This window comes from Bacillus sp. FJAT-27245 (genome assembly GCF_001273955.1).
Classification (GTDB): Bacteria; Bacillota; Bacilli; order Bacillales; family Cytobacillaceae; genus Bacillus_D.
Window position 1 is genome coordinate 3,078,663 of the sequence record NZ_LIGI01000001.1, and the last position, 13,308, is coordinate 3,091,970.

11 protein-coding genes and 1 other annotated feature are annotated in these 13,308 nt (G+C 47.6%); of the genes, 6 read left to right on the forward strand and 5 right to left on the reverse strand.

Going from position 1 to position 13,308, the window contains the following annotated elements; translation table 11 throughout:
• Positions 1 to 238: 238 nt before the first annotated feature.
• Positions 239 to 859, reverse strand: a complete 621-nt coding sequence (refZ, locus tag ADU24_RS15055; protein ID WP_053367402.1) for a forespore capture DNA-binding protein RefZ — start codon at positions 857 to 859, stop codon at positions 239 to 241.
• A gap of 165 nt (positions 860 to 1,024) precedes the next feature.
• Here refZ and ADU24_RS15060 point away from each other — a divergent pair, with 165 nt between their 5' ends.
• Positions 1,025 to 1,507: a GAF domain-containing protein gene (locus ADU24_RS15060; protein ID WP_053367403.1), complete on the forward strand. Its 483-nt coding sequence runs from the start codon at positions 1,025 to 1,027 to the stop codon at positions 1,505 to 1,507.
• Positions 1,508 to 1,639: 132 nt separating this feature from the next.
• Here the strand turns inward: ADU24_RS15060 and megL are convergent, their stop codons facing one another.
• Complete coding sequence (gene megL / locus ADU24_RS15065) at positions 1,640 to 2,824, reverse strand: methionine gamma-lyase (RefSeq protein WP_053367404.1); 1,185 nt, start codon at positions 2,822 to 2,824, stop codon at positions 1,640 to 1,642.
• A 330-nt stretch (positions 2,825 to 3,154) separates the two neighbouring features.
• On the opposite strand from megL, the gene rpsD reads away from it, so the two are divergent.
• Positions 3,155 to 3,757: a 30S ribosomal protein S4 gene (gene rpsD / locus ADU24_RS15070; RefSeq protein WP_053367405.1), complete on the forward strand. Its 603-nt coding sequence runs from the start codon at positions 3,155 to 3,157 to the stop codon at positions 3,755 to 3,757.
• Between the two features lie 26 nt (positions 3,758 to 3,783).
• On the opposite strand, the gene ADU24_RS15075 is transcribed toward rpsD, so the two are convergent.
• Positions 3,784 to 3,981: a DUF6954 family protein gene (locus tag ADU24_RS15075; protein WP_053367406.1), complete on the reverse strand. Its 198-nt coding sequence runs from the start codon at positions 3,979 to 3,981 to the stop codon at positions 3,784 to 3,786.
• A gap of 144 nt (positions 3,982 to 4,125) precedes the next feature.
• Positions 4,126 to 5,376: a tyrosine--tRNA ligase gene (gene tyrS, locus ADU24_RS15080; protein WP_053367407.1), complete on the reverse strand. Its 1,251-nt coding sequence runs from the start codon at positions 5,374 to 5,376 to the stop codon at positions 4,126 to 4,128.
• Between the two features lie 47 nt (positions 5,377 to 5,423).
• Positions 5,424 to 5,638 (reverse strand) — a binding site (T-box leader).
• 143 nt (positions 5,639 to 5,781) lie between these two features.
• Between tyrS and ADU24_RS15085 the strand changes: the two genes are divergently transcribed.
• Entirely contained in the window at positions 5,782 to 8,511 is a 2,730-nt protein-coding gene (locus ADU24_RS15085) for a transglycosylase domain-containing protein (RefSeq protein ID WP_053367408.1), read from the forward strand.
• 329 nt (positions 8,512 to 8,840) lie between these two features.
• Here ADU24_RS15085 and acsA read toward each other — a convergent pair whose 3' ends face one another.
• Positions 8,841 to 10,556: an acetate--CoA ligase gene (gene acsA, locus ADU24_RS15090; protein WP_053367409.1), complete on the reverse strand. Its 1,716-nt coding sequence runs from the start codon at positions 10,554 to 10,556 to the stop codon at positions 8,841 to 8,843.
• A 214-nt stretch (positions 10,557 to 10,770) separates the two neighbouring features.
• Here acsA and ADU24_RS15095 point away from each other — a divergent pair, with 214 nt between their 5' ends.
• From ADU24_RS15095 to ADU24_RS15105, 3 genes are read left to right on the forward strand one after another with little or no spacing between them, the layout of a single operon-like run.
• The gene (locus ADU24_RS15095) at positions 10,771 to 11,403 is read left to right on the forward strand and encodes a GNAT family N-acetyltransferase (protein ID WP_053367410.1); all 633 of its coding nucleotides are present in this window, start codon (positions 10,771 to 10,773) and stop codon (positions 11,401 to 11,403) included.
• A gap of 13 nt (positions 11,404 to 11,416) precedes the next feature.
• Positions 11,417 to 12,064, forward strand: a complete 648-nt coding sequence (locus ADU24_RS15100) for an acetoin utilization AcuB family protein (protein ID WP_053367411.1) — start codon at positions 11,417 to 11,419, stop codon at positions 12,062 to 12,064.
• Positions 12,061 to 13,230, forward strand: coding sequence for an acetoin utilization protein AcuC (locus ADU24_RS15105; protein ID WP_053367412.1), 1,170 nt, complete (start codon positions 12,061 to 12,063; stop codon positions 13,228 to 13,230). The genes ADU24_RS15100 and ADU24_RS15105 overlap by 4 nt, the downstream gene beginning before the upstream one ends.
• Positions 13,231 to 13,308: the final 78 nt, after the last annotated feature.

Below are 13,308 nucleotides of genomic sequence, written 5' to 3' on the forward strand. Positions count from 1 at the left end.
TTGACTATTAATTTGATATTTTTAAAAAAAATCCCTTTCCGAGGGTTAATAAACGCTTTTTCCCCCCAAAAAAGGATAAGTTTATTCAACTACAACGGAGGCGGAAATGCAAATGATATACCGCCTGGACACAGCAAAAAAACCCCTTGCATTCAGGGATTTTTTCGCGTTCCGCCCGTCACGGGACCATAGTTTTCAATTTTGGCAAACCGGGCAGTTCCTGCAGGCGGCAACAACGCTATGATACAGCGACCGGCTTATGTTCCAAAACAGCCCCATCAATCCATGAAAGGAGTTGTTCGAGATACTTTTGCACGAAATACCGTTCATGCGGGAACACATGCAAAACTTCGGTAATATAGTGTGGGTTAAGGAACGGCATTGAAAGTTGGCCCTTTAACTGGATCATCGCGTACGCCGGGGAAAGCTTCCGGAACTCCCCTTTTTCCATGCCGTTTTCAAAAATAACGTGGAAGTAAAACTTCTCCTTTTGGTAATAGGTGGACATGATTTCCCGTACTGTCTGGGAATCCAGGGACATTTCCCTCACAATGAACCTCGACAGTTGAATATCGGAAAACTGATAATAAAGAATATTTTCGATTACCTTTTTTAAACAGGCGGAAGGGCTTTCGTCGAGAAGGGAGAGGGCAGATTCAATCTGTTCGAGATAGTGTTCAAAATAGGTGGTTAGGCAATGTTCAAGGAGCCCTAGCTTATTGTCAAAATAATAGCCGATATTGGCGGGATTGATGTTTGCTTTTGCGGCAATATCCCGGATTGATGTCCCGGCAAACCCCTTTGTATTAAACAGTGAAACAGCGGCTGAAACAATCTTTTCCTTTGAATTTTTCCGCATTTTGCCGACCTCCCGGTTTATGGGCTCCTCAAATCGCAGACATCCCTACTTGTTTCATTCTTTGTACGCCTGCTGCTTTCCTTTAAGAGTTTGTCGACATTTTCACCCATACGGCGCTTTTTTTGTTAAAATAAGTGGAATACTTCCGAAAGCCAGGTGAGAAATATGTTTAATGTTCAAATGTATAATGGAACACGCGAAGAAAATTACACACTTGTCATCCAACAATTAAACGCCCTGCTTGAAGGCGAGAATAACACAATTGCCAATTTGTCCAATGCCTCCGCACTTTTGAACCAGTTCCTTGACAGGATCAACTGGGTCGGTTTTTACCTTGTCGAGGGGGAAAATGAACTTGTGCTCGGACCTTTCCAGGGTCTTCCGGCCTGCGTACGGATTCCATTCGGCAGAGGCGTGTGCGGGACTTCCGCGGCGAAAAGGGAAACGATCAGGGTCGAGGATGTCCATAAGTTCCCGGGCCATATTGCTTGTGATGCAGCCTCCCAATCCGAAATCGTCATCCCCCTTATCAAGGATGGGCGGCTTCTCGGAGTCCTTGATATCGACTCCCCAGAGAAAAATCGCTTTGATGAACTTGACCAGGAGATGCTCGAGAAATTTACCGCGGCGCTCGTCGGCCATCTTTAATCGGAAGGCAGTATAATCACGGCCTTTAAGCAAGTTTGAGCAATGAAAAGGCAGGGAAACCGGATTGTCCGGCCCTGCCTTTTTTTATCGGTTATGCAGTTCCTTGGAAAGGACGCAAATCTGCTTGGCGGGCTAAATTTTAGTAAAAGCTTGCTCGAGGTCATTCCGGATATCTTCCCATGCCTCAAGCCCAACCGAAAGCCTGATCAGTGTATCGGATATCCCCATTTTTTCCCGATCCTCCGGGGAGACGCCCGAATGGGTCATTGTCGCTGGATGCTGGATGAGGGTTTCCGCATCCCCAAGGCTGACCGCTATCTTTATTAACCGCAGTTCGTCCATGAACGCCTGCGCGGTTTCCTTCGTGCCCTCGACAGTAAAGGAAATGAGTCCGCCTGGCTTCTTCATTTGTTTTTCGCAGATGCCGAAATCGGGATGCTCCGGATCGCCCGGATAATGGATGGACGATACTTTTGGATGATCTTTTAAATAAGAAAAAAGGTGCTTGGCGTTTTCACAATGGCGGTCCATCCTGACAGCCAATGTTTTAATTCCCCTTAGCAAGAGCCAGGCATCGAATGGGGAGATAACCCCGCCAATATCCTTTTGTGCAGACATTGCAACCTTTTTCATGAACTCCGCCTTGCCGGCAGCGACTCCGGCGATAACGTCCCCATGCCCGCAAATATACTTCGTTGCGCTGTGTAGTGAAACATCACAGCCAAGGGCGAGGGGGTTTTGAAGATAAGGAGACGAAAACGTATTATCGACAACGACGGGAATACCATTTTCTTTTGCAATATCCGCGACCATTTTCAAATCAACCAGCTTCATTGTTGGATTGATCGGCGTTTCAATGAACACACAGCAAGTCGTATCCCGGATGCTCTCCTTTACCTGTTCCGGCGTTTCCATCGGTGAAAAGCTGTGGGAAATCCCGAAGTTTTCTTCCATCAATTTCAACAACCCGTACGTGCAGCCATAAACTCCCTGGGAACAAAGAATGTGCCCGCCTGATTTTGCGAGTGTGAACAGGATCGCGGACACGGCAGCCATCCCGGAAGAGAATGCCAGAGCAGCTTCTCCGCCTTCAAGCTCGGCAATCCGTTCTTCAAGCGCTGTTACAGTCGGGTTTCCAAGGCGAGAATAAATATAGCCCTCTTCTTCCCCGGCAAACCGCCTTCCGCCCTGCGCCGCGTTATCAAACACAAACGTGGAAGTCTGGAAAAGGGGTGGAACAAGGCTCCCTTTATGCTCCTTAGGTGAATAGCCTGAATGGATCATGCGTGTTTCCAATTGAAGGTCTTTTTCCGCCATAACTTCTCTCCTCCTTATGTAAACGCTTACAAACTATCTATCTACAGGATATGTGAAAAAGAGGAAAGATGGAAGCAAAATGTTGCCGCCCGAATTATGCCTTGACTAAACACAAAGAAAAGTTATATAATACTCTTTGTGTAAAATATCGCAGCCTATGTGAACCCACTATGGCTCTCATTTTGTTCCTCACACGAAAAAACGACTGTGATGGTGCATCTTGTAACCCTATGCTGCTGGGGCGAGGGTGCATGAAAACAAAATGGCCCATATTGATGATTCATACGGTTTTTATTTTACAAAATAAAAACACACAAGGAGGAGTCTCTCATGGCTCGTTACACCGGCCCAAGCTGGAAAATTTCCCGCCGCCTTGGAATTTCCCTAAGCGGTACAGGAAAAGAATTAGAAAAGCGTCCATACGCACCAGGACAACATGGTCCTAACCAACGCAAGAAGCTTTCCGAATACGGATTGCAGCTTCAGGAAAAGCAAAAGCTTCGTCATATGTACGGAGTGAACGAGCGCCAATTCCGCACTTTGTTTGACAGAGCCGGAAAAATGGCAGGCGTTCATGGCGAAAACTTCATGGCTCTTCTTGAATCCCGCCTTGACAACGTTGTTTACCGTCTAGGCCTTGCGCGCACTCGCCGCGCTGCCCGCCAGCTGGTAAACCACGGCCACATCCTTGTTGATGGATCACGCGTTGACATTCCGTCATACCGCGTAGCGCCAGGCCAAACAATCAGCCTGCGTGAAAAGTCCCGCAACCTTGATGTTGTAAAAGAATCTTTGTCTGTGAACAACTTTGTTCCTGACTACCTGACTTTCGATGCTGACAAGCTTGAAGGCACATTCACTCGCCTTCCTGAGCGTTCAGAGCTTCCAGCTGAAATCAACGAAACTCTTATCGTCGAATTCTACAGCCGTTAATCGGCCATTAAAAAACCCCGATCCGCTCAGGACCGGGGTTTTTTCTTGTCCAAAACAATTTTCCGATAAAGATAGCTCAAATAAATATAGACAGCGAGGACGATAATCGCAGGCAAAACCCTCTCAATCCACACCCCGTCAGCCAATAGCAATGGCCCTACGCCAAAAAAGGTTACAAGGGCAAAAAGGATAAGAAATATAAGATTCCAAACCCACTTCTTCATTCGCCAACCCTCCCCTTCTTTCCATTATAGGAGCGAAAGAAGGAAAGGTTCCGTTTTTGCCAATACGGATATTAATATTATGCTGTTGCCTAACGGATAAAATAAAAACAGCCACAGGTACGGTCGCCTGCGGCTGTTTTGAACTTAATAGTGAATTAGGAAATATTTCTTTTTCCCTCTCCTTACAATGGTGAATCGCCCTTCAATCCTGTCGGTTTCTGCCAGCAAATAGGCGGAATCAGTGACTTTCTCACCGTTAAGCGAAACCGCGCCGGTTGTAATGTCTTCGCGTGCCTGGCGCTTTGATGGTGAAATTTTCGCAGCGACAAGCAAGTCGACAAGGTTTTCTTCACCGGCAAACTTGTAGGAAGGCACGTCCTTGAAGCCTTGTTCGATTTCCGATGCGGTCAGGCTCCTTACATCGCCGCTGAATAACGCATCCGTAATCCGGATGGCCTGGTCAAGCGACTCCTGCCCATGGATAAGGCGGGTCATCTCTTCCGCGAGTGCTTTTTGCGCCTTGCGGAGATGCGGCTCATCCTGGACGGACTTTTCAAGGCCTTCAATTTCCTCGTGCGAAAGGAATGTAAAGTATTTCAGGTATTTAACGACATCGGCATCCGCTGTATTAATCCAGAACTGGTAAAATTCATACGGTGATGTTTTCTCCGGATCAAGCCAGACCGCCCCTCCTTCAGTTTTCCCGAACTTGGTCCCATCCGCTTTCGTCACAAGCGGAATCGTCATCCCGAATGCTTTTGGGCCATCCGGAACCATTTTCCGAATCAGCTCAAGCCCAGTTGTGATATTGCCCCACTGGTCGCTCCCGCCAATTTGCAGCCTGCACTGATGGTTTTCATACAAGTGCTTAAAGTCCATCCCCTGGAGGATTGTATAAGTAAATTCGGTAAAGGAAATACCGGTTTCAAGCCTGCTCGCGATCGTGTCCTTGGCGAGCATGTAATTGATGCCGACATGCTTCCCATAGTCACGCAGGAATGTAATAATATCGAGCGATTTTGTCCAATCGTAGTTATTGACCATCATAGCGCCGTTTTCGCCTTCAAAATCAAAAATGGCTTTTAGTTGCTCTGTCAAACACTCAACATTATGCTGTACTGTTTCAATGCTTTGAAGCGTCCTTTCCGTGTTTGGCTTAGGGTCCCCGATCAGTCCGGTGGCACCGCCAACGAGGACAATCGGACGATGGCCAGCCTGCTGGAATCTCCTCAGCGTTAAAAATGGCAGCAAGTGGCCGATATGCATGCTATCCCCAGTCGGGTCCATTCCGCAGTACAAGGAAATCTTTTCACTTTTAAGGGTATCCCTTAGCCCCTCCTCATCCGTCTGCTGGTAAATGATGCCCCTCCACTGCAAATCCTCCAATAAATTCATCATCCATCCTCCTGTTTTTTTCAAAATAAAAGCGCCCCTGCACAAAATGCAGGGACGCGTAAAATCGCGCGGTACCACCCGGCTTGGGGAAAATTCCCCCACCTCAAGGGATAACGGCCCATGTCCGTCGCCTGATGCCTAATTGGCATCGGCAAGAGCTCCGGGGTGTAATTCATTTTTCCATTTGGTCTGCCTTTCACCTGCCGGCAGCTCTCTATGAACCAGGGATGGAAAAACTACTAAATCCTTTCACAGCCTTTACATATTAAACGAAAGCTATAGTACTGTTTTTACCATAGCGGGGCCTTGATTGTCAAATAGTCTTTCCAATATTTCTATTATTCGAAGCATGGCCATATACCTCAATTGTTTATGCTATAATGTAGGTGATTTTGGAGGGATTCTATGAATGATAATAAGCGGCAATCGTCCAGACAAGGTAAGTCGTTGCTTACAAATAATACAACTATTAAAAGGGCAAGAATTGCTTACGGCGTTGTTTGGAACCTTTTTCTTCTGTTCCTGATAATCGGCATCGCCGGAGGAGTATTCGCCGCCGGTGCGGGAGCGGGATATTTTGCGTCCCTTGTGAAGGACGAACCCATCCGAAGCTTCGAAAGCATGAAAAGGGACATCTACAACTATACCGAAACGTCGGATGTGTATTTTGCAGATGATGTATACCTCGGAAAACTTCGGAGCGACCTTGACCGGGATATCGTCACGCTTTCCGATGTTTCGAAGGACTTGGTCAATGCCATTATCGCAACGGAGGACCAGTATTTTTACGAGCATAATGGAGTGGTCCCGAAAGCGATCATGAGAGCAATGCTCCAGGAAGTAACGAATTCCGCCAACCAGTCGGGCGGCAGTACGCTGACCCAGCAGCTGATCAAGAACCAGATTTTAACGAACGAAGTCTCATTTGAGCGGAAGGCGAAGGAAATTCTGCTTGCCCTCCGGCTAGAGCGTTTTTTTGAAAAAGAAGAAATACTTGAAGCCTACCTGAACATGGCGACTTTTGGACGGAATTCATCTGGCCGGAACATTGCCGGGGTACAATCAGCCGCTAAAGGGATTTTTGGCGTCGACGCGAAGGATCTGAACCTTCCCCAGTCCGCCTTCATCGCCGGGCTTCCACAAAGCCCATTCGGGTACACCCCTTTTACAAGGGATAAGGAGATCAAGAAAAACCTCGAACCCGGGCTGAACCGGATGAAGGTTGTCCTTAAAAGAATGCACAATGGCGGATATATTACCGAGCAACAATACAAAGATGCTCTAGCGTATGATATTACGAAGGATTTTGCGAAGCCGTCCGCAGACCCGCTGGAAAAATACCCATGGGTAATGGTTGAGGCAGAAAAGCGGGCCGTTGACATCCTTGCAAAAATACTCGCCGAAAAAGCGGGCATTTCAGAAAAAGAGTTAGCCGAAAACGACGAGCTTTACAATAAATACTATATGCTTGCCCAACGTGATTTAAAGCAGAACGGCTATAGCATCCATACAACCATCAACAAAAAAATGTACGACGCGATGGAACAAGCCAAAAATAAATACCCGAACTTTGGGCCGGATAAACCACAGGTAAAAGAAGATTCTGAAACAAAGGAAGAAATTACGGTAATGGAACCGGTTGAAGTCGGAGCCATCCTGATTGAGAATAAGACTGGAAAAATTCTAAGCTTCGTCGGAGGCAGGGATTTCAAAAAAAAGGAACTGAACCATGCTACAAACGCTGTCAGGCAAAACGGCTCTACGATGAAGCCACTGCTTGTCTATGCGCCTGCATTTGAGCTTGGCAAGGCTTCTCCGGGGACGATCCTTCCTGATGTGCCTCTACGCCTTGACCCGAGCGAACCGGCCAAAATTTGGCCAAAAAACTACGGGGGCGGATACAGCGGCCTTGCAACTGCCAGGTTCGCACTTGCGAAATCGTATAATGTGCCGGCGGTCAAGCTGTACAAGGACATCCTGAAACATCGTCCCGCACACTATCTTGAAAAAATGGGATTTACCTCCCTGCTAAAGGACGATTTTGTAAACCCGTCGACCGCCCTCGGTTCCATGGCGAACGGAGTCACGGTTGAAGAAAATACGAATGCCTTCACGACGTTTGCAAATGGCGGAAAATTCATCGACGCCTACATGATCGAAAAAATAACCGACAAGCATGGCAAAATTGTCTATCAGCATAAACCAAAGCCTGTGACGGTATTCAGCCCGCAGACAGCGTATTTGACCGTGGATATAATGCGCGATGTGTTTAAATACGGAACCGCAGCCGGAGTCCCGGCAAAGCTGAAATTCAAAACAGACTGGGCCGGCAAGACAGGTACGGGGGTCGATTACCATGACTCATGGATTGTTGGCTCGAACCCGAACGTCACATTCGGCATTTGGACAGGCTATGATACGCCGAAGTCGCTTCAGGCGCGAGGCGGCCTGACGTACAGCCAGCGGACAAACTTCCTTTGGGCCTCGCTCCTTAATGCGGCATACGATGTACAACCGTCACTAATCGCCCCGAAGAGCCAGTTCAAAATGCCGGGCGGAATTGTGAAAAAGACCTTCTGTGCGATTTCCGGAATGCTTCCATCGGAAACGTGTATAAGGGCAGGGCTTGTTGAAACAGATCTATTTAACATAAAATACGTTCCGACCGAGGTGGATAATAGCTTCGGTTCCGGAAAATATGTAAGGATAGGGGACCGGAATTACCTGGCAGACAGCTCGACTCCTGGCGACTTTGCAAAATCAGGCCTTATTTTGAATCCTGACTATGCAACCAGCCTTGCCGGTACAAACTTTAAGGACGCCGCGGCGCTCATTCCGAAGCTGCAACGCTGGTCCAATGTCATTGTTCCCGATGCCAGGCTGCCTGAAAACGGAAAAACGCCAGCATCCGTCTCCCTTACAGATTCGGGCGGTACGCTGACTTGGCAGGCAATCAATGAAAGTGATATTATCGGTTACCGGGTCTACTGGGCAGGCGGCATAAGGGCAGCCAGTATCCGTGCAGGAACAGGCCTTTCCTACCCTGCTGCGCCAGGCACCTATTATGTAACCGCCGTTGATATTGCCGGAAACGAATCAGCGCCATCCAACTATGTTACTGTTGGGTGGGAGTAGGAAATCCGCTTCAATGAACTTACAGTAAAACTATTTGCAAAAAATTTCTCACTTGAATTAGCAGACAGTTTAATCAGGAATTAAGCATTGAAAAATGGCTGGAGATTCCTCCAGCCATTTTTTGCACATCAATCTCTTTAAAATTAGCCCGATTGTTTGAAAAGTTTAAGCATGTTGTTCCACAACTGTCAAAATGGATGCGAATACCCTGAAAATATACAAAGCAGTCCGATACAGTTGGGATTTGGACTGCTAATTAGGTTCATGTACTTGAAAACCGCACCGGAAACTGAAATTCCGGTGCGGTCTCTATGTTTTTGAGCAGTTACTTAATCTTCCATGGTAGACAAGTCACCGGTAGGGAGATCCAGTTCCCATGCCTTCAGGACACGGCGCATGATTTTACCGCTCCGTGTTTTCGGCAGCTTGTCGCGGAAGTCTATTTCCCTTGGTGCCGCATGGGCTGCCAGACCTTTTTTGACAAACTGCCTGATTTCTTCCTTCAGTTCATCCGTTGGCTCATGGCCATCCCTTAAAGCTACGAAGGCTTTGATGATTTCCCCACGTACAGGGTCAGGTTTTCCGATTACGCCCGCTTCTGCAACTGCCGGGTGCTCAACTAGCTTGCTTTCGACTTCGAAAGGGCCAACCCTTTCTCCGGAGGTCATGATAACATCATCGATTCTTCCCTGGAACCAGAAATATCCATCTTCATCCATATAAGCAGAGTCACCGCTTACATACCAGCCGTTTGGCATGAAATAAGATTCATACTTTTCAGGATTGTTCCAAATCTTGTGCATCATCGATGGCCAGCCCTTTTTAATGGCTAGGTTCCCCATCCGGTATGGAGGAAGGACTTCTCCCCTGTCATCCACAATTGCCGCTTCAATGCCTGGGAAAGGCTTACCCATCGAACCTGGTTTTATTGGCATGCAAGGGAAGTTGCTAATAAGCTGCCCACCAGTTTCCGTCATCCACCAGTTATCATGGATCCGCTTATTGAATACCTTCATCCCCCACTTGACGACTTCAGGGTTAAGGGGTTCACCAACACTGAGGATATGGCGCAAGCTGCTCAAATCGTACTTTTTAATAAGCTCGTCACCTGCTCCCATCAGCATCCGGAACGCGGTTGGAGCGCTGTACCAGACCGTGACGCCGAACTCTTCAATCATGCTGTACCATGTTTCAGGTGAGAATCTTCCCCCAACGATAAGGTTCGATACACCCGAAAGCCATGGCCCGAAAATGCCGTATGAAGTACCTGTTACCCAACCAGGGTCGGCCGTGCACCAAAAAAGGTCCTCCTCTTTTAAATCCAGGATCCATTGTGCTGTTTGGTAATGCTGAATCATCGCATTATGGACGTGCAGGACGCCTTTTGGCTTGCCGGTCGAACCCGATGTGTAATGGAGGATAAGCCCGTCCTGCCTGTCGACCCATTCAATTTTCAATTGTTTGTCCGCCTCCGCGAACCTCTTTTTAAAATCAATTATTTTTCCGGATTCGTCCACGCCGTCGCCAACAAGGAATATGTATTTCAAATCAGGCAGGTCGGTTGGAACCCTTTCAAGCAATTCAGGCGTTGTGACGATCACTTTAGCGCCGCTATCCTGTAGGCGGTCCCTTACGGCGCCTTCCATGAAAGCTTCAAACAGGGGGCCGACAATCGCGCCTAGCTTAATGGCTCCCAGAACGGCAAAATAAAGTTCAGGCGAGCGTGGCATGAAGATAAAAACCCTGTCACCCTTTTCGACATCCCCGTAACTTTTAAGCACGTTTGCCGCTTTGTTGGACAAATCTTTCATTTCCTTGAAGGTGTATTTTTCATTTCGCTTCTGGTCCCTGTAATACAGCGCCACTTTATTCCTGCGGAAGGATTCGGCATGGCGGTCAATCGCCTCATACGCAACGTTGACGAGGCCAGTGTTATGCCACGTAAATTCCTTTTCTACTTCCTTCCAATCAAAGCTGCTATATGTTTCGGGATAGTTTTTTAAATTGTAATCACCTTCGATGACTGGCAATACTTCCATTTTCATGCATTGTCTCCCCCTTATCATAAAGTTTATATTATTATAGTATAAACATTGCCTATTCACAATTTTTAAAATATTGTTTTGCCAATTCATCCGAAATAGCCCATGGTACTGCAACTTTTGCCGACTTTCCAGAAAATTAAGTGAAATCACCTCCTCTTTGGAGATTTTATGTATAATAGAAGTAATAATGAAAGCATTTGCAGGTGGTGACCCAGTGGAACATAAAAAAACGTACAACGCGAAGGAGCTAAAAACTCCAAACGGAAATCTCATTATTGAAGGGCCCATTTCACCGGATAAACTGGCAGGCTACGAATTCCACGAGCATTTAACGGCTTTTCGCCAGCCCCGGCAGCAGCACCAGGCTTTAATTGAAATCGCTTCACTGCCAGAAGGGCGCATCATTATTGCGCGTAGGCTCCATATGATTGTCGGGTATGTTACCTATTTGTACCCAGACCCCCTTGAACGCTGGTCGGAAGGAAAAATGGAAGATTTGATCGAGCTTGGCGCCATCGAAGTCATCCCTGAATTCAGAGGATTTTCCGTAGGGAAAAACCTGCTGAAGGTTTCAATGATGGACGACGCGATGGAAGATTATATTACAATAACAACCGAATACTACTGGCACTGGGACTTGAAAGGAACAGGCCTGAACGTTTGGGAATATAGAAAAGTGATGGAAAAGATGATGAACGCCGGCGGCCTTGAATGGTATGCGACCGACGACCCGGAAATCTGCTCGCATCCGGCAAATTGCCTGATGGTCCGAATTGGCAAACGGGTTGCGAGTGAATCGATCCAGAAGTTTGATCGGCTCCGGTTTATGAATCGATTCATGTATTGAGGGGGATCAAATCATGATTGTCGAAGAAATCATGAAAACAAATGTCGCAACTTTGAAGGCTTCCGATACGATTGAAGATGCCATCCGGCTGATGGAATCGAAAAGGATTCGCCATATTCCCATCATCGATGATGCCCAAAAGGTGATTGGGGTCGTCACCGACAGGGACATAAAAGAAGCCGCACCGTCCAGTTTCCGCAGGGAGGAGCACTTGGAGGACCTTCAAAAACCATTGGAAGCAATCATGAAAAAAAATGTGATTACCGGGCATCCGCTTGACTTTGTTGAAGAAACAGCCGCATTGTTCTATGAACAAAAAATAAGCTGCCTCCCGGTAGTCCAGGACGGCAGGCTGGTCGGTATCGTAACGGAAACGGACCTTCTATATACGCTCGTCGAATTGACAGGCGCCCATCAGCCCGGCTCCCAGATTGAAATAAAAGTCCCGAATAGGACTGGCACCCTTTATGAAATTGCGAATGTCATCCGCAACCGCAAGGCAAACATTCAAAGCGTCCTCGTTTATCCCGATAAAAAGGATGATGGCTTCAAAATCCTTGTCATCAGGGTCCAGACGATGAACCCGGTTGGCCTGATCCATGACTTGAAAGCGGCTGGCCACCATGTGCTGTGGCCGAATATACCGGGTATGCCCATATGAGTGATTCATGCGCATTCGTTTATTCAGATGAACTGCTGAAGTATAATTTCGGCAGCCATCATCCTTTTAACCAGTTTCGGATAAAGCTTACTATCGATCTTTTAAGAGAGGCGGGAGCCCTGGAGGATTCGGAGATTGTTCCTCCACGGGCAGCGAGGGATGACGAATTATACCTGGTCCATGATCCGGCGTATGTTCAGGCAGTAAAAATGGCGGGCACTGGACGGCTCCCGAGTGAAGTTGCCGAAAATTATGGGCTTGGGACTGAAGACACCCCCATTTTCGATGGAATGCATGAAGCAAGCTCCTTCCTTGTAGGAGGTACCCTCACCGCGGTTGACCTTGTCATGTCGGGAAAAGCTATGCACGCCCTCCATCTTGGCGGAGGTTTGCACCATGGATTCAGGGGAAAGGCTTCAGGATTTTGTATTTATAACGACAGTTCTGTCGCCATAAAATACTTACAGGAAAAATACAAGGCAAGGGTCCTATACGTTGATACAGACGCGCACCATGGCGACGGAGTCCAATGGTCTTTTTATGATGATCCTGATGTGTGCACACTTTCGATCCATGAAACGGGCAGATACCTCTTCCCGGGCACCGGTAATATAAATGAGAGGGGACAGGGAAAAGGATACGGTTATTCTTTTAATATCCCTCTTGATGCGTTCACCGAGGACGAATCCTGGCTGAATGCATACTCGGCAGCCATTAGGGAAGTCGCCGACTTTTTCAAACCGGATGTTATCCTGACGCAAAATGGGGCTGACGCGCATTATTATGATCCGCTCACCCATTTATATGGAACGATGAATATTTACCGTGAAATACCAAAGCTCGCCCACGAAATCGCCCACAAATATTGCGATGGGCGCTGGATTGCCGTCGGGGGCGGGGGCTACGATATTTGGAGGGTGGTTCCCCGTGCCTGGGCCCTTATTTGGATGGAAATGGCCGGTAAAGGATACCACGGCGGAAAACTTCCCGAGAAATGGCTGGAACGGTGGCAGAAAAAGGCACCGGTCGAGCTCCCAGCTACATGGGAGGATCAAGTTGGCTTGTACAAGCCCATTCCCAGGAAAGCGGAAATCACCGAGAAAAACCAGCTTACACTCGAAAAGGCGCTATATCCCATCCGGTCCAATCCAGCTCCCTCAACATGACTAAAAGGCCACGCATCAAGTAACTGCGTGGCTTTTAAATAGAATTTAGGTTCTTGATTTCACGCGGGGGGATTGGCG

What these genes read in the sequence shown, in the direction of transcription:
- refZ (WP_053367402.1), bottom strand. Translation starts at nt 859, where the DNA reads ATGCGGAAAAATTCAAAGGAAAAGATTGTTTCAGCCGCTGTTTCACTG.
- ADU24_RS15060 (WP_053367403.1), top strand. Translation starts at nt 1,025, where the DNA reads ATGTTTAATGTTCAAATGTATAATGGAACACGCGAAGAAAATTACACA.
- megL (WP_053367404.1), bottom strand. Translation starts at nt 2,824, where the DNA reads ATGGCGGAAAAAGACCTTCAATTGGAAACACGCATGATCCATTCAGGC.
- rpsD (WP_053367405.1), top strand. Translation starts at nt 3,155, where the DNA reads ATGGCTCGTTACACCGGCCCAAGCTGGAAAATTTCCCGCCGCCTTGGA.
- ADU24_RS15075 (WP_053367406.1), bottom strand. Translation starts at nt 3,981, where the DNA reads ATGAAGAAGTGGGTTTGGAATCTTATATTTCTTATCCTTTTTGCCCTT.
- tyrS (WP_053367407.1), bottom strand. Translation starts at nt 5,376, where the DNA reads ATGAATTTATTGGAGGATTTGCAGTGGAGGGGCATCATTTACCAGCAG.
- ADU24_RS15085 (WP_053367408.1), top strand. Translation starts at nt 5,782, where the DNA reads ATGAATGATAATAAGCGGCAATCGTCCAGACAAGGTAAGTCGTTGCTT.
- acsA (WP_053367409.1), bottom strand. Translation starts at nt 10,556, where the DNA reads ATGAAAATGGAAGTATTGCCAGTCATCGAAGGTGATTACAATTTAAAA.
- ADU24_RS15100 (WP_053367411.1), top strand. Translation starts at nt 11,417, where the DNA reads ATGATTGTCGAAGAAATCATGAAAACAAATGTCGCAACTTTGAAGGCT.
- ADU24_RS15105 (WP_053367412.1), top strand. Translation starts at nt 12,061, where the DNA reads ATGAGTGATTCATGCGCATTCGTTTATTCAGATGAACTGCTGAAGTAT.